Raw genomic sequence first — 16,142 nt, 5'->3', positions numbered from 1 at the left:
GGGTGTGCGAGCCTGATCGGGTTGGAGCGTGACTGAAGATGGTCACCACTGTGTTCATTGTCGACGACCATCCGCTGCTCCTGCACGGCCTGGGAGACCTGATTGCCCGCGAGCCCGGCTATAGGGTTGTCGGTTCGGCGCTGGACGGCAGGAGCGCTGTGACCAGGATTAGGCAGGACTTGCCCGACATTGCGGTGATCGATCTGAACATGCCGGGGTTCAGCGGGCTCGACGTTGCCGTCGAACTCGGCAAGGAAACGCCGGCCACACGCTGTGTGATGCTGACGGCTGGCGCGTCACAAGGCCAGCTTTACGATGTGGTCATGGCTGGCGTCGCCGGGATCGTGCTGAAGGAGTCCGCCGTCGGCACGCTGCTGAGATGCATTGACCAGGTTGCCTCCGGCGGTCACTGGTTGCCTGCCGAAATTGTCGGCGAAGCCCTCGAGATTGAGGCGTCCCGCCGGATCAAATGGCAGAAGCTGTCGTCACGGCTGACCAGACGGGAAATGGAGATTGCCCGGCTCGTTGCCACGGACAAGCCATACGGGCGGATCGCGCTCGATATCGGCATCTCGAAAGGCACGCTGAAAATCCATATGAACAACATCTACCGCAAGTTGGAGATCGCCTCGCGTGCTCAGCTTTTGCAACTGGCCGCCGGCCAGACTGGACTGAACGCCCGCATCGGAGGCGAATGAGGCCGCCATCGCCGACCCCGCCTGCGCCATGGTGCGGGTGAGCTCAGCGGTCTGCCGCTGCGAGACGGCCGAACGCCGGGCGAGCGCGATGCGCGCCTGGTAGCCGCGGGCCTGCGTGTAAGTGGACGCGACATCGCCGACCAGCGTCAGCAGCGTCGAGCGCAGTTCCTCCTGCGAGGCGTCCACACCATGGCGTGCGGCCTCGACGCCCCGGCGGTTGGCACCGAACAGGTCGAGTTCCCAACTGGCGGCGAAGCCCGACTGGTACTGGCTGTAGGCATCGCTGGCGGTGCCGCCGGCCGCAGCAGTCCTGTTGCGCGTCGCCGATGCCGAGCCGTCGGCTGACGGGAACAGCGTGCCGGCGCTCTGGCGGTAGTCGGCGCGAGCTTCGCGGATCTTGGCCTTCGCCGTGGCGACATCGAGGTTGCCGGCGACTGCTTCCTCGACAAGCGAGTCGAGCTGCGGGTCGCGCAGGCGTTGCCACCATTGCGACAGCTGCGCCGGCTGGACGGACTTGGTCGGCTTCTCACCGCTCCAGTTTGCCGGTATCGGCAGGTCGGGCGTGCGGTAATCCAGACCGACGACGCATCCCGCGAGCAAGGCCGCGCCGACAATAGGCGCACGGGGCCGCCTCGGCCACCGAGCCACGTTCAAAACCTCTCATGTGAAGAACCCTTACTGCTGGTTGGCCGTCACCGGCGTTTCGCCCTTATCCTGCCCGGGATCTGGTTTGGCCACCCTGCCCTTGAAGATGCGCCGCACCGTGACGAACAGCAGCGGCACCAGGAACACACCGATCACGGTCGCGGCGATCATGCCGCCCATCACGCCGATGCCGACGGAGTTCTGCGCGCCCGAGCCGGCGCCGCTGGCGATCGCAAGCGGCGTGACGCCGAGGATGAAGGCCAGCGACGTCATCAGGATCGGCCGCAACCGCTGTCGCGCCGCCTCGAGCGTTGCCTCCACCAACCCCATGCCGGCCGCCTGCCGTTCGATGGCGAACTCGACGATCAGGATGGCGTTCTTGGCGGCGAGGCCGATCGTGGTCAGCAGGCCGACCTTGAAATAGACGTCGTTGGTCTGGCCGAACAGGCTTGCCGCCAGCAGCGCGCCGAAGATGCCGATCGGTACCGACAGCATCACCGCGAACGGGATCGACCAGCTCTCATAGAGCGCGGCCAGGCACAGGAACACGACCAAGGCCGAGATCGCATAGAGCGACATCGCCTGGTTGCCCGAAAGCCGCTCCTGATGCGACAGCCCGGTCCATTCATGCGAATAGCCGGCCGGCAGTTGCGCGACGAGTTTGTCGATCTCGTCCATCGCCGCACCCGAGCTCACGCCCGCTGCCGCCGCGCCCTGAATCTCGACCGCGGCCGAACCATTATAGCGTTCGAGCCGGGGCGAACCGAATGTCCAGTGGCTGGAGGCAAAGGCCGAGAACGGCACCATGGCGCCGCTTGAATTGCGGACCTGCCATTTGTCGAGATCCTCCGGCTGCATGCGGAAATTCGCGTCCGATTGCATGTAGACCGGCTTCACCCGTCCCCGATCGATGAAGTCGTTGACGTAATCGCTGCCCCAGGCGCTGGACAACGTGTTGTTGATGTCGGCAAGGCTGACGCCCAGCGCGCTCGCCTTCTCCTGGTCGATGTCGACCGAGAATTGCGGCTGGTCCTCCTGGCCGTTGGGACGCGTGTTTGCGAGCACCTTGCTCTGCCCAGCCAAGGCCAGAAGCTGGTTGCGCGTCTGGATCAGCGCGTCATGGCCGGCGCCATTGACGTCCTGCAGGTAGAAATCGAAGCCGTTGGTGTTGCCGAAACCCTGGATGGCCGGGGGCGCCAGCGCGAAGACCTGCGCATCCCTGATCTTGGAGAACGCGCCCATGGCGCGGCCGGCGATCGCCTGCGCGGCCATTGCGGACGACTTGCGCTGGGCGAAATCCTTCAGCCGCACGAAGCCGATGCCGACATTCTGCCCGGCTCCGCCGAAGCCGAAGCCCGACGCGGTGAAGACCCCGTCGACGGCGTCCTTTTCGTCGTTGAGATAGTGGTCGGTGACTTGCTTCAGCACGCGCTCCGTGCGGTCCTGCGTGGCGCCGACCGGCAATTGCACGCTGGTGATCAGGATGCCCTGGTCTTCTTCCGGCAGGAACGAGCTCGGCAACCGCGCAAACATCCAGCCCATGGCGACGACAATGGCGAGGAAGATGGCAAGAAATCGCCACGACCGGTTGATGATGCCGTGCGAGCCGTCGCGATAGGCCGTCGTGCCGCGATCGAACATCCTGTTGAACCAGCCGAACGGACCGGTCTGCGTGGCATGGTCCTTCGGCCGCCGCAGGATCGTGGCGCACAATGCCGGCGTCAGCACCAGCGCCACCAACACGGACAGCACCATGGCCGAGACGATGGTCACCGAGAACTGCCGGTAGATGATGCCGGTCGAGCCGCCGAAGAAGGCCATCGGCACGAACACCGCTGACAGCACGGTGGCGATGCCGACCAGCGCGCCGGTGATCTCGTTCATCGATTTTCGCGTCGCTTCTTTCGGCGACAGATCTTCCTCCTGCATGACGCGTTCGACATTCTCGACCACGACGATGGCGTCGTCGACGAGCAGGCCGATGGCCAGCACCATGGCGAACATGGTCAGCGTGTTGACCGAATAGCCGAACAGCGACAGCACGCCGAACGTGCCCAGCAGCACCACCGGCACCGCGATGGTCGGGATGATCGTCGCCCGCAAGTTCTGCAGGAAGATGAACATCACCAGGAACACCAGCACGATCGCCTCGGCCAGCGTCTTGACCACCTCCTCGATCGACAGCCGCACGAAGGGCGAGGTGTCGTAGGGATAGACGACCTCGACGCCTTGCGGGAAGGTCGAGCTCAGCCGGTTTATCGTCGAGCGCACCGCTTCGGCGGTGCTGATCGCGTTGGCACCGGTCGCCAGGTTGACGGCGACGCCCGCCGCCGGCTTGCCGTTGTAGTTGGCTTGCGTCGTATAGCTTTCGGCGCCGAGTTCGACGGTGGCGACGTCGTTGAGGCGGACCAGCGAGCCGTCCGTCTGGCTCTTCAGGATGATGTTGCGGAACTGTTCGGCGGTTTGCAGCCGGCTCTTGGCGGTCACCGTGGCGTTGAGCTGCTGGCCCTTGCGCGCCGGCAGACCGCCGAGCTGGCCGGCCGAAACCTGCGTGTTCTGCGCCTCGATGGCGCTCGCCACGTCGCTTGGCATCAGCGCGTATTTGGCCAGCTTGTCGGGGTCGAGCCAGATCCGCATCGCATAGCCCGAGCCGAAGAGCTGCGTCGAGCCCACGCCTTCGACGCGCTTCAGCGTGTCGTTGACGGTGGCGTCGACATAGTCGGCGAGGTCGGTCGAGTTCATCTTGCCGTCGCTGGAGACGAAGCCGATGACCATCAGGAAGCCGGTCGAGGATTTGGAGACGGTGATGCCGTTGCTCTGCACTACCTGCGGCAGTTGCGACTGCACCAGCTGCAGCTTGTTCTGCGTCTGCACCTGGGCGGTGTCGGGGTCGGCCGAACTGGTGAAGGTCAGCGTGATCGACGCAGAACCGGTCGAGGTCGACGTCGCCGTCATGTAATCGAGGTTGTCGATGCCGGTCATGCCTTGCTCGATGACCTTGGTCACCGAGTTCTCGACCGTCTGGGCGTCCGCGCCCGGATAGGTGGCGCTGATATTGACCGTGGTCGGCGCGATCTGCGGATATTGCGAGATCGGCAGCGTGGTGAGTGCGAGCAGACCGCCCAGCATGATCACGATGGCGATCACCCAGGCGAAGATCGGCCGGTTGATGAAAAATGCTGACATCGTCTCAGTTCCCGGTCGACGCGGCGGGTTGCCGGCCGGTGCTGGCCACCTTGGATGGGGCCGGCAAGGCGGAGGTCTGGCCGCGATCCTTGATCTCACCGGTCGCCTCGTCAATCGTCACTTCGACGCCGGTCGCATCGCCGCCGGGGCGCACGAGCTGCAGGCCCTCGACGATGACACGGTCACCATCGCCCACGCCGCTGTCGACCAGCCAGCTGTTGCCGACGGTGTTGCGCACGGCGAGCACGCGCGTCTCGACCTTGCCCTGCGCATTGATGACCATGGCCGTCGCCTCACCCTTCGTGTTGCGGGTGACGGCGCGCTGCGGCACGAGAAAACTGTTCTGGGCAACGCCCTCCTCGACCAGCGCCCGCACATACATGCCCGGCAGAAGCAGGCGGTCGGGGTTGGGGAACTCGGCCCTGAGCGCGAACGTGCCGGTGGTCTGGTCGACATTGGCGCCGGCGAATTCCAGCTTGCCGGTCTGCGCGTAGATGGTGCCGTTCTCGAGCTTCAGCTTGACGCTGACATTGGGGCCGCTGAACTTCAGCCGCCCTTCCGAGATCGCCTGGCGCAGGTTGAGCAAATTGGTGCTCGACTGCGTGACGTCGACATTGATCGGGTCGAGCGAACGGATCGTGGTCAGCACCGTCTCCTGGTTGGCGGTGACCAGCGCGCCCGGTGTCAGCGTGGACTTGTCGATGCGGCCTGCGATCGGCGCGGTGATCGAGGTGCGGTCGAGGCTGATGCGCGCGGTTTCGGCGCTCGCCTTGGCGGAAGCCACATCCGCCTGCGCCTGCGCAAGCGTGGCGGCGGCGTCATCATAATCCTGTTTGGAAACAACGTTCTGCTTCAACAGGCCGGCGTATCTGTCGAACTTGGCCTGCGCGGTAGGCACCGCCGCCGCCGCCTTCTGCTGCGCCGCGACCGCGCTGTCATAAGCCGCCTTGTAGCTCGCCGGGTCGATGAGGTAGAGCGGCTGTCCCGCCGCCACCTCGCTGCCTTCCTTGAACAGTCGTTGCTGGATGATGCCGTTCACTTGTGGACGCACCTCGGCGATCAGCGAGGCCGCCGTGCGCCCCGACAGTTCGGCTGTGATCGCCACCGATTGCGGATGCAGCGTGACGACGCCGACTTCCGGTTTGCCGACGCCGCCCATGCCTGCGGGAGCCTTGCCGCCCTCTTGTGAGCAGGCCGCCAGGAGAAGAGCCGCGGCAAGCGCCGTCCAGGACGCGAACCGGCGAACTGGCGGGGAGGACTGCCTAGACTGCATGGACATGGCTGAATGATCTTTCGCTGGAGGTGCGGTGACCGCCTGGGCGTTGGCCAATACAAAGCGAGGGCGAACGCCGGCGGTCGCAGGTGAGGCTTGAGACGGACGATGTCGTGACGAGGGGTCGCGCCCACTTGCGGGCGGCGTCGAGCAGTGCTTCGAAGCGGCTCATGTCGCGCTCCTTCTTCGTGGCTGGAGCGCACCCGAGGACCGGATGGCTGGCCGCGATGCCCTCCGCGCCATTATGCCGATCAGCACCGACATGCCAAGCGCCTTGCCAGGTCTCACGCGATCTTGCGGTCATGATTTCCGTGGCCATCGGCGTGCCGCGAGATCGGCAGCGACAGGCGCCAGGCGGCGAATTCCAGCCGGATCGCGCCTTGCAGCGTGTCGACCGGCAAGGCCGGCGGCGTTGCGGCATGATCGATGCGCCGGCCGAACGAATATTTCGGGCTGGCCGATGCGATCAGCCGCAGCAGCATCAGGGCTTCCCACATTGTCGTGCCTTGTTGCATGGGGTGAATCCGGGAAGGCGCGATCCGCCATCCCGGAGAAGCAAACCCGGCCGGCCCGGGAACGGGTTGGGTACCGGGGCCGGCCGGCGCAGCCGGTCGGTTGTCAGCCGTTCCCGGGCTGGGGCGGCGGCATCGGGCCATCATTGGGCGGGCCTGCCGGACCGACTGCGTCATTCGGCGGGCCGCCCCATGGACCGGGGGGTGGTCCATGGGGGCGTTCCGCCGAAACGAGGATTTCGAGCTGTTCAGGCGTGAGCTTGGCGCGCAGCTCGGCGATCGCGTCCTTCAGCTTGGCGGCCGAAGCCGCACGCGCCGTGACGTCGTCTGCCAGCCTTTCCTGGAAGGCGAATGGATCGGGCTTGCCGGCCGGCCCTGCATCGGGGCCTTTCGCCTGCGGCCCGCCATCCGGCCCTCCAGGCCCGCCAGTGCCACCCGGACCACGGTCCGGCCGCGGTGGCGAAAGCACCGCCTGCAGCGCGCTGGTGTAGTCGCGCCAGGCGTCGAGCTGTTCGCTGCGGATGCCGACGCGTGTTTCGAGCGCGGCGAGCCGGGCGGCCAGCATGAATTCCGGCGGCGGCCCCACGCGGCGGGGGCCGAAGCCTTGCGGGCCGAAACTGTGCGGGCCAAAACCTTGCGGACCCCATCCTTGCGAAGGATGCGGCATCGAGCCATGGTCCGTTCCATCCTGCATTGCCATGGCAGGCGGCGGCCCGCCTGGCGCCGCGCCCGGGTCGGGCTGCGCCGCCAGCGCGGGGTGGATGGCGGCGGCGGAAAACAGGCCGAGCGCAAGAAGTCTGCTTCGCATGACGGTATTCCTTTCATCCATGCTTTGGACGTCAGGAGGATAGGAAGCGTGTTTGTCTGCTTCGCGTCGGCATGTTGCCGAAGGTTTCCGCAAAAGGGCAATTTGTTTCCGAATGTTGCCATCCCCCGGCCAGAAACATTGGGTTGCAATTTTCCATGCCGCTTGCACGGGCGCTCCCTATAATCAGGACAAACCCGGGATCATGGGCAAGGGCACGATAATGCAGTCACAACCCCACATCCTCGTCGTCGACGACGATCGCGAAATCCGCACGCTGCTCGGGCGCTATCTCGACGGCCAGGGTTTTCGCGTCTCGGTAGCGGCCGACAGGCGCGAATGCGAGCAGAAGCTGGCCACTGGCCAGTTCGACCTGGCCGTGCTCGACGTCATGCTGCCGGATGGTTCGGGGCTCGACATCTGCCGGGGCTTGCGCGATCGCAAGCCGCATATTCCCGTCATCCTGCTGACGGCGCTGAAGGAGGATGTCGACCGCATCATCGGGCTGGAACTCGGCGCCGACGACTATCTCGGCAAGCCGTTCAACCCCCGCGAGCTCACCGCCCGCATCCGCGCCGTGCTCAGGCGCTCGACGCCGGAAGAAGCGGCGCCCGCGCCTCCGCCCCGCGCCTACCGCTTCGCCAGCTACAGGCTGGAGCCGGACACCCGCAAGGTGACGGATGCGCAGGGCGCGGCTGTCGATCTCACCGGCGCCGAATTCGACCTGTTGCAGGTGTTCCTCGACCGCCCCGGCCGGCTGCTTTCGCGCGACCAGCTGCTTGATCTCACACAAGGCCGCGAACGCGACCCGCTCGAACGCTCGGTCGACGTGCTGATGAGCCGGCTGCGCCGCAAATTCACCGACACCGGCGACGGGCCGCTGTTCAAGACGGTGCGCAATGGCGGCTACCAGCTGACCGCGCGCGTCGAGACGGTGGAGGCGCAGGCGTGAACTCGCTGCGCCGCCGCCTCATCCTGTTGCTGGTCGCCTCTATCGTCGGCGTCGTCGGCCTGGCGACGGCGGCGGTCCTCAGCGTGCGCGGCGGCGGGCCGCCGCCGGAACTCGTCGTGCCCTGGGTTGCCCAGCAGATGGAACTCGTGGTGCGGCTGCTGCCGGGGCCCATACCCGATGTGCTGCGGGTGCAATTCAGCGACCGGCCGGCGGATGGCAAGGTGGACCGGCAGGAGACGGCGATGCTCAATGATCTGCTGCGCCGCCGCGGCTTCGACGTGCTGGCCATCGTCAGCGACAAACCGGGTGAACCCAGCCAACGTGCCTCGATGCGCCTGCCCGACAGCCGGTGGGCGATCCTCGAAATAGCACATATCGACCCGCCCAGGCGCGAATGGCTGGTTCTGGCCGGCTGGATCTCGCTGATCGTGGCCGGCGCCACCGCAGTCTCTGTCTATTTCACCTCGGTGCTGATCCGGCCGCTCGAAATGCTGGAGGCCACCGTCTCCAAGATCGGCAGGGACGGCGTGCTGGCGCCGGTGCCGGAGGTGGGCTCGGCCGAGGTCAAGGCCACGGCGCACGCACTGAACCAGCTCTCGTCCAGGCTGAAGACCGCCATGGAAAGCCGCATGCGGCTGGTGGCCGCCGCCGGCCACGATCTGCGCACGCCGATGACGCGCATGCGGCTGCGCGCCGAATTCCTCGACGAGGAGCGCGACAAGTGGCTGCACGACCTCGACGAGCTCGACCGCATCGCCGACAGCGCCATCCGCCTGGTGCGCGAGGAGGTGAACCAGGATGCCGTCGAACCGCTCGACCTTGAAAAGATGGTGCGCGACATATCTGCCGAGATGGTCACGCTCGGCCATTCCGTCTCGATCGGGCATCTGGACAGGGTTGCGGTCCGCGCCGGCGCGCTCGGCCTGCGCCGCGCCCTGCGCAATCTGGTCGTCAACGCCGCCACCCACGGCAAGGCCTGCACGATCGCGCTCGACCTCGCCGACAGGCGCGCCGTGCTCTCCATATCGGACGTCGGCCCGGGCATTCCGCCCGACCTCATCAACAAGGCCTTCGAGCCCTTCTTCCGCGTCGACCCCGGCCGCCAGCAATCCATTCCAGGCGCCGGCCTCGGCCTCGCCATCGCCAAGGAGATCATCGAGCGCTACGGCGGCACCGTGACGCTGGAGAACCGCCAGGGCGGCGGGCTGGCGCAGACGGTGGTGTTCGCGGCGGTGTGATTGGGTTAGGCCCGTCCACATCGCGAAAGGCAGCCCAATGCGGGGACTGCCAAGCAACGAGGCCTGCGAAGCGCGCTACGACGTGGCGCGCAGATTCCTGCGGATGGGACGCCTGCCCGTTGCACGGGCTTTCTCGGCCACTACGGCGGCTATCTCCACCACCTCGCCCTCGCGCGATTTGCCGTTGGTCGCCTTGTGGAGCCGCTCGTAGGGCAGCAATTCCTTGATCCGGGCATTGAGCGACGCGATTTCTGCCCGCAGATCCTCGCATTCCTGCCGCTGGACATCCCGTTGTATGTCCTCCGATGCCTGTTGCAGCGCAAGTTGCGAAAGATTGGCGTTCGCTTTCGAAAGACTCAGCTTGTCGGCTTCGTTCTCGTCGGTGAGCGCGGACAACCTTTCATCGGCGATTTTCTTTTCGGCCACTGCGTCGTCCAGGTCGGTCTTGAGCCTGGCGATTTCGGCGGCGGCCGCACTGTTCTCGTTCGAGGCCCGCTCCAGCCGCGATTCCAGATCTTGGATCTCGGACCGCAATCCGCGCATCTCCGTCTGGCCGCGAGCCCGTTCGGCTTCCCAGTCGCCTTCCATCAGGCTGGCCGTTTCGGTCTTTTCCGCCAGCTTCGCCTGTGTGGCCTCGAGCGCCTTCTGCAGCCGGATCTCCTCTTTCTCGCTCTTGCCGAGCGCCGCCATCAGTTCGGCAAGGCGCGCCGCTTCGCTGGCGTGGACTGCCGAAAGCTCGTCCAGCCTGTGGCGCGCATGGCTCTCCCGCTTCAGCACCTTGTCGAGTTCGACCGACAGGCTGACATGTTTTTCCCGCAGCATCTTGCTCTCGCGCAAGCGCCTGTTGGCCTCGACCGTCCTGGCGGTCAGCCGGTTGGCGATGTCGCCGAATTCCGCGTCGCGTTTGGCGCTGGCATTGCCCATCTCGGCGAGATCGAGCCTTGCCGCCGCGAGCGCTGTGCGAAGCGCGTCCCGGTCCTGGACCAGGTCTGTCTCGCGCTGCTGCAGCACTTCGCACGTGCTGTCACGCTCGCGCAGCTTCGCCGCCGTGTCGTGCAGCTTTTCCGACAGCGCTCTTTGCTCGGCGATCAGGCCGGCATTTGCGAGCTCCAGCTCGTTGGCGCGAAGAATGTCGGTGTGGAGGATGTTGAGGAATTCGCGCGTCAGATGATGCGAGGTCGAGATTTCCGACAATTTGCCGTTGATCTCATCCAGATAATCCCTGGCGTCGTGGAACATTCCTTCGAAGGCGTTCAACGCCGCGAGCCGGGTCTGGGCATGGGGCGTCAGTCGTGGCGTGGTTTCGGCGGCGTCGGCGTTGCCCGCGGCGTCCGGATTGTCCGCGCCCTCCGCTTGCGCCGCATCGGCCTGGGGTGGCGAGACGGTCGGCGCGTCATCGGGGACATCGACGCCCTGTGGCGGTGCCTCGAATTCGCTGTCGAGGCTGGCATCCAGGGCGTCCGCCAGATCGTCCTGCAATTCCTGGAGTGCATCGTCTACGTCTTCAGCACGCTTGATCAGGCTCTTGAAGTTCATACGGAACTCCCTCTTACGCAAAGAAAACCAGATATTTAACAAACTGCTAATATGTATCCTTACATCCGCTTATTCCGCAGGGGAAGCCCCCCTAGGGAAATGTAAATTTCAGACATTTGGGGATTTGCACCGCCGCGACAGCCAGTGCCGGGTCCCGGGCTGGCACAGACCGTAGCGTTCGCGGCGATGTCAACGCTTCTCGTGCATATTCGGTGTGCAGCCTGATATGCTGCCAGCAAACGGCTTGCAGGTCGAACGGGAGGGGATGGAGATGTCGATCAAGGTGATCGGAACCGGCTTTGGCCGAACGGGCACGGATTCGATGCGCGAGGCGCTGGCCATTCTCGGCTACGGCCCCTGTCATCACATGCATGAAGTGATCGGCAACGAGGAGCAGAAACGGATGTGGCGTGCGCTGGCCCAAGGTGCCGCGCCGGACTGGAACCAGCTGCTGTCGGGCTATGTCTCCTGTTTAGACTGGCCTTCGGCGTACTACTGGCGCGACCTGATCGAATTCTATCCGAATGCCAGGGTGATCCTGACCTACCGCTCGGCCGAAAGCTGGTGGGAGAGTTTTGAAAAAACGATCGCGACGGGACTTGAGCAAAGCGTCGATCAAGAATCGCTGGGCCTCGCCCTGATCGCCAGGCAGGTGTTCGGCGGCCGGCCCGGCGATCGAGCGCATGCCATTGCCTGCTACGAGGCCAATGTCCGTGCGGTGTACGCCGAAGTGCGACGGGAGCGGCTGCTGGTCCACGCTCTTGGCGACGGTTGGGAACCGCTGTGCACTCATCTGGGCGTTGCGATACCGGATCAGGATTATCCCAATCGCAACAGCGCCGCGGGCTTCAGGTCGAGATTTTCGCTGAACTGATCTGGACGAAAACCGGCGGTGCCGGCCCGGCAATCCGGGTTCCTCGCCCCCTGTGGAGCGGGGCGAGGAAAAGGCGCACCGTTTTTACCCCGCCATGGCCAGCGGCACGGCGCTCTTGTTGGGGATCTGGATGTCGATTTCCAGCGTCGACATGGTCTCACCCCGCTCCATTGAGACCTGGAGATAGTCCTGGTCGATCTGCACATGCTTGGCGATCACAGCCATGATCTCCTCCCGCAGAATGGAGACGAGGTCGGGCTGGCCACGGCTGCGGCGCTCATAGGCGAGCAACACCTGCAGCCGCTCGCGCGCCACCGGCGCGCTGGTGCGCCGCTTGAAGAGGTCGAGGATGCTCATGCGGCCCTCCTTCCGAGCAGACGGTCGAGGAAACCCTTGCGTTCGAAGGGCACCACCACCGGCAAGTCTTCGCCTTCAAGCCGCCGTGCCGCTTCGAGATAGGCCTTGGCGGCGTTGTTGAGCGGTTCCGACAGCGTCACCGGCGAACCGAGGTTGGAGGCGCGCAGCACATCCTGGCTTTCCGGGATGATGCCGAGCAGCGGCACCGACAGGATTTCCAGTACGTCGTCGATCGAGAGCATTTCTCCCCGCGCGGCGCGCGCCGCGTCATAGCGCGTGACCAGCACATGCTTGGCGATCTGCTCGCCCTGTTCGGCGCGCATGGTGCGGGCGTCGAGCAGACCGATGATGCGGTCGGAATCGCGCACCGACGACACTTCCGGATTGGTGACGATGACGGCCTCGTCGGCAAAGCGCATGGCGAGCTGCGCGCCGCGCTCGATGCCGGCCGGGCTGTCGCAGAAGACATAGTCGAAGACCGAACGCAGCTTGTCGATCACTTCGCCGACGCCGTCCTCGGTCAGCGCGTCCTTGTCCCGCGTCTGCGACGCCGGCAGCAGGAACAGCGTGTCGACGCGCTTGTCGCGGATCAGTGCCTGCGACAGCTTGGCCTGACCCTGGATGACGTTGACGAGGTCGAACACGACGCGCCGCTCGGCGCCCATGATCAGGTCGAGATTGCGCAGGCCGACATCGAAATCGACCAGCGCCACCTTCTTGCCGGTCTTGGCGACCGCGGCACCCAGCGCGGCCGTCGAGGTGGTCTTGCCGACGCCCCCCTTGCCCGATGTGACGACCACTACCTTGCCCATGGAAAAAGCCTCCGTTGCCTGTTGTCGTTCGTTGTGCCGTGCGCCGCACGGCTGTTGTCAGAGCCTGCCATCATGCCATCCCAAACCGGTCCGAGGCTTGCGCGCGGCGATGGTGCCTCGGCGCTTGTCCGGGCCGGAACCGTGAAGCAGGGCGTCAGCATCGCGCCGCCCTAGTTCAGCGGCACGACGGCGAGCATGTCGCCTTCGAGGAAGGCCTGCACGGCCTTGCCGCGCGAGACGCCTTCCATCTCTTCGGCGGTGGTGTACCAGCCGTCGACCGAAATCAGCTCCGCCTCGTTCTTGCGGCAGAAGATACGTGCCGAGCGGTTGCCCTGCGAGCCGGCGATGGCGCGGCCGCGTAAGGTGCCATAGACATGGATAGAGCCCGCCGCGATGATTTCGGAGCCGGACGCGACCGAGCCCAAAACGATGACATCGCCATGCGGATGGAAGATCGACTGACCCGAGCGGATCGGCGACTTGACCATCAGCGTGCCGGCCTGGACCGTTTCGATCGCGCCTGCTTCCGCGGCCTTGGCTGCCTTGCCCTTGCCCGCCTCGGCCCTGGCTTCGCCGGCCTTGCCCTCGCCTGCCTTGACTTCGCCGGCCTTGCCGGCATCCTTGCCGCGATCCGAAAACACCGTTTCCAGCTTGCCGGCTTCATCAGCCGCCTCCGCCTTGCCCTTGCGGCCGGGCTGCGACAGCAGGCCATCCGTGGTGGCCTCCTTGGCGCCGCTAAGCAACGGCGGCAGGTCAAGCCCGAGCGAGGCGCCTTCAAGCTCTATCGCATAGACCCGGATGCCTCGCGCACCGAGCGAAGCAACCAGCAGCCCGATGTCGGCGATTTCGGGCTTCAGCACGTTCAGATCGAGCACCACCGGCCGTCCCGCAAAATACCCCGGCGAATTGCCGATCCAGTGATCCAGCTCCTCCAGCCAGGCGGAAATCGGCGCCTCCGGCGTGAGCGTAAAGGCCACGAAAGAACGGGCGCGAAAACGAATGGATTTTGTTTCGAGGGGGGCGGCAAAGGTCACGGCCAGCGAATCCTTACTGAGAGGTAAACGCTAGGGGGTTAATGGTTAACGAATGGTTAACGGCAAGAGGCAACTCGGCAGCTGGTGCGAGAAATTGGGAGGTCGGCTAAGCGCCCTCCAAGGATCGACGACAAGTGCGGCTCCCCACGAACCACGGCCTTCAGCGGCGGCGCGAAGCTGATCGAATGGCTGCTACCAGGTGAGCATCTTCGAAGGGCTTGCTGATCAACGCCACGTCGTGAGGGCGGTCCGAGATCTTCTCGGCATCGGCGTAGCCCGTGACGATGAGTGCCGGCCAATCCGCGCGCAGGCTTCGGGCGAAGCGGATGACGTCGATGCCCGAAATGAGCGGCATGGCGAAGTCGGTTACGATGACGTCGAAACGGTCCGGTTCCTTTTCGATGGCGGCCAGTGCCTGGGCGCCGCCGGAAAACGCCGTCACGTCGAAACCCGATTGCCGCAGCGACATCGCCGTCAACTCCCGCAGGGATTGACTGTCGTCGACGAGCAGAACAGTCGGCAACTGATCCTCAACCGCCGTCGGGAGGTCCGTGCCGGCATTGTTGGCGGCACTGGCTTCGAAAACGAGCTCATCCCTGGCGGTAACGTCTTGCGCCTCGCGTGAACGGGGCAGCCAGAGCTCCATGGTGGTGCCGTGGCCAAGCTCGCTGTCAATCCTGAGCGTGCCACCCGACTGCTTGGCGAAACCATAGACAGTGCTGAGGCCCAGACCCGTGCCCTTCCCGATCGGCTTTGTCGTGAAGAACGGCTCGATCACCTTGCTGATGACATCCGCGGCGATACCTGTCCCGGTGTCCTCGACCGCAAGCCTGACATAGTCGCCCGCGGCAAGCCCCTGGCCGGAATGGCCGACGCTGCGATTGTGGGCCCTGACGCAGATTGTCCCGCCGGAAGGCATCGCGTCGCGGGCATTGAAGACCAGGTTCATCAAAGCAAGCTCAAGCTGCGCCGGGTCCGCATGCACCGGCCATATGTCGTCACCGACATGCCAGTCGAAGCGCACCAGGCCGCCCAGGATCGGCGCCACAAGGCCGGTCATCGTGTCTCCCAGGCTCGACATCCGCACGGCAACCGGTTTCAGATCCTGGCGCCTTGAAAAGGCGAGCATGCGCTGGATGAGGTCCTTGCCCTGGGAAGCGGAGCGGCGCGTCATGTCGAGAACCTGGGCCGCCTTGCCGTCGAGGCTCACTTGCCTTTCCAGCAGGCTCAGCCCGGAGAGAATCGCCGCAAGCAGATTGTTGAAATCGTGGGCAAGTCCGCCGGTCAGCTTGCCGATCGCATCGAGCCGCTGCGATTGCAGCAATTGGCTTTCCAGATGGCGCTGCTCGGTGATGTCCTGCATGGTGCCCAGCAGTTCGAGCCCGGCGCCATCCCTGGCGACCACTCCCTGGTCGAGGAATATCCGGTATTCCTCATTGGCGCATCGCCAGCGGAACTCGCACGCATAAGAGCCGGTCTCGTGGGCGGCCGAAAGCGATCTTGTCACCGCGTCCCTATCAGCCGGATGGACCCGGCTGATGCCGAAATCTTGATCCGCCATGAACCGGTCCGGAGAAAATCCCGTCAACCGCTCGACCCCCTTGGAAACATAGCTTGCGGCGAATGGCGCCTCGGCCGCGCGGGCGTGAAAACAGATCGGCAGCGAAGCGAGGATCGCCTCCTGCCGGGCCTCGGAATGCCGCAGCGCCCGCTCGGCGTCGAGCTTGTCGGAGGTCGCCTTCAGCGCTCGCTCAAGCAGCAGTTGCTCCCTGGCAGCATTCCGTTCGATTTCCCTCGTCTTTTCATAGAGATCGACGAAGACCATGACCTTGGACCGCAGCATCGACGGGTCGAATGGCTTGAACAGATAATCCACCGCGCCGGCGTCATAGCCGCGCAACATATGTGCTTCTTCCTTGTTGATGGCGGTCAGGAAGATGATCGGCGTGGCGTTCGAACGTTCGCGCCTCCGGATCAGCGAAGCGGTTTCGTAGCCGTCGAGACCGGGCATCAGCACATCCAGCAGAATGACGGCGAAGTCGTCCTTGAGCAGAAAGCGCAGCGCCTCGTCGCCCGACTGGGCGCAAATCACCTGCCCGACCCCGTCAAGTGCCTCCTCAATAGCAAGGAGATTTCGCGCGTCGTCGTCGACAGCCAGAACGCGAACCGGCCCCAGCTTGTCGAACGGTTCGCTGCTTTCTGCTTCCATCGCCGCCATTG

At 65.1% G+C, this 16,142-nt stretch carries 12 protein-coding genes and 1 pseudogene; 3 read left to right on the top strand and 10 right to left on the bottom strand.

The window, feature by feature from the left end; all coding sequences use genetic code 11:
- Positions 1-698: 698 nt before the first annotated feature.
- The 5 genes and pseudogenes from FJ950_RS19460 to FJ950_RS19440 form a co-directional block, all read right to left on the bottom strand.
- Positions 699-1,362: pseudogene (locus tag FJ950_RS19460) on the bottom strand (TolC family protein); the annotation flags it as partial.
- Between the two features lie 11 nt (positions 1,363-1,373).
- A complete protein-coding gene (locus FJ950_RS19455; protein WP_140617988.1) occupies positions 1,374-4,529 on the bottom strand; it encodes an efflux RND transporter permease subunit in 3,156 nt (1,051 codons plus the stop codon).
- Between the two features lie 4 nt (positions 4,530-4,533).
- Positions 4,534-5,808, bottom strand: a complete 1,275-nt coding sequence (locus FJ950_RS19450; RefSeq protein ID WP_140617987.1) for an efflux RND transporter periplasmic adaptor subunit — start codon at positions 5,806-5,808, stop codon at positions 4,534-4,536.
- Positions 5,809-6,086: 278 nt separating this feature from the next.
- Positions 6,087-6,317 carry a hypothetical protein gene (locus tag FJ950_RS19445; RefSeq protein WP_224527071.1) on the bottom strand — a complete coding sequence of 77 codons (231 nt, stop codon included), beginning with the start codon at positions 6,315-6,317 and terminating at the stop codon, positions 6,087-6,089.
- A gap of 103 nt (positions 6,318-6,420) precedes the next feature.
- A complete protein-coding gene (locus FJ950_RS19440; protein WP_140617986.1) occupies positions 6,421-7,122 on the bottom strand; it encodes a hypothetical protein in 702 nt (233 codons plus the stop codon).
- A 220-nt stretch (positions 7,123-7,342) separates the two neighbouring features.
- Between FJ950_RS19440 and FJ950_RS19435 the strand changes: the two genes are divergently transcribed.
- Together FJ950_RS19435 and FJ950_RS19430 are read left to right on the top strand one after the other, a co-directional pair.
- Complete coding sequence (locus FJ950_RS19435) at positions 7,343-8,071, top strand: response regulator transcription factor (RefSeq protein WP_140617985.1); 729 nt, start codon at positions 7,343-7,345, stop codon at positions 8,069-8,071.
- Positions 8,068-9,309 (top strand): ATP-binding protein, encoded by a 1,242-nt coding sequence (locus FJ950_RS19430; RefSeq protein ID WP_140617984.1) that lies wholly within the window; start codon positions 8,068-8,070, stop codon positions 9,307-9,309. Before FJ950_RS19435 ends, FJ950_RS19430 begins: the two co-directional genes overlap by 4 nt.
- Before the next feature lie 75 nt (positions 9,310-9,384).
- Here FJ950_RS19430 and FJ950_RS19425 read toward each other — a convergent pair whose 3' ends face one another.
- Entirely contained in the window at positions 9,385-10,845 is a 1,461-nt protein-coding gene (locus FJ950_RS19425; RefSeq protein ID WP_140617983.1) for a hypothetical protein, read from the bottom strand.
- Positions 10,846-11,128: 283 nt separating this feature from the next.
- Here FJ950_RS19425 and FJ950_RS19420 point away from each other — a divergent pair, with 283 nt between their 5' ends.
- Positions 11,129-11,719: a sulfotransferase family protein gene (locus tag FJ950_RS19420; protein ID WP_246681348.1), complete on the top strand. Its 591-nt coding sequence runs from the start codon at positions 11,129-11,131 to the stop codon at positions 11,717-11,719.
- A gap of 84 nt (positions 11,720-11,803) precedes the next feature.
- On the opposite strand, the gene minE is transcribed toward FJ950_RS19420, so the two are convergent.
- The 4 genes from minE to FJ950_RS19400 all read right to left on the bottom strand — a co-directional run bounded on the left by minE (position 11,804) and on the right by FJ950_RS19400 (position 16,140).
- Positions 11,804-12,076 (bottom strand): cell division topological specificity factor MinE, encoded by a 273-nt coding sequence (gene minE / locus FJ950_RS19415; protein WP_015316923.1) that lies wholly within the window; start codon positions 12,074-12,076, stop codon positions 11,804-11,806.
- Positions 12,073-12,888 (bottom strand): septum site-determining protein MinD, encoded by an 816-nt coding sequence (gene minD / locus FJ950_RS19410; RefSeq protein ID WP_015316922.1) that lies wholly within the window; start codon positions 12,886-12,888, stop codon positions 12,073-12,075. The genes minE and minD overlap by 4 nt, the downstream gene beginning before the upstream one ends.
- A gap of 170 nt (positions 12,889-13,058) precedes the next feature.
- Entirely contained in the window at positions 13,059-13,922 is an 864-nt protein-coding gene (gene minC, locus FJ950_RS19405) for a septum site-determining protein MinC (RefSeq protein ID WP_140617982.1), read from the bottom strand.
- Positions 13,923-14,082: 160 nt separating this feature from the next.
- Entirely contained in the window at positions 14,083-16,140 is a 2,058-nt protein-coding gene (locus FJ950_RS19400) for a response regulator (RefSeq protein WP_140617981.1), read from the bottom strand.
- Positions 16,141-16,142 lie beyond the last annotated feature (2 nt).

The sequence above is a fragment of the Mesorhizobium sp. B2-3-14 genome (assembly GCF_006442175.1).
Lineage (GTDB): Bacteria > Pseudomonadota > Alphaproteobacteria > Rhizobiales > Rhizobiaceae > Mesorhizobium > Mesorhizobium australicum.
This window is presented reverse-complemented; position numbering and strand designations above follow the sequence as displayed.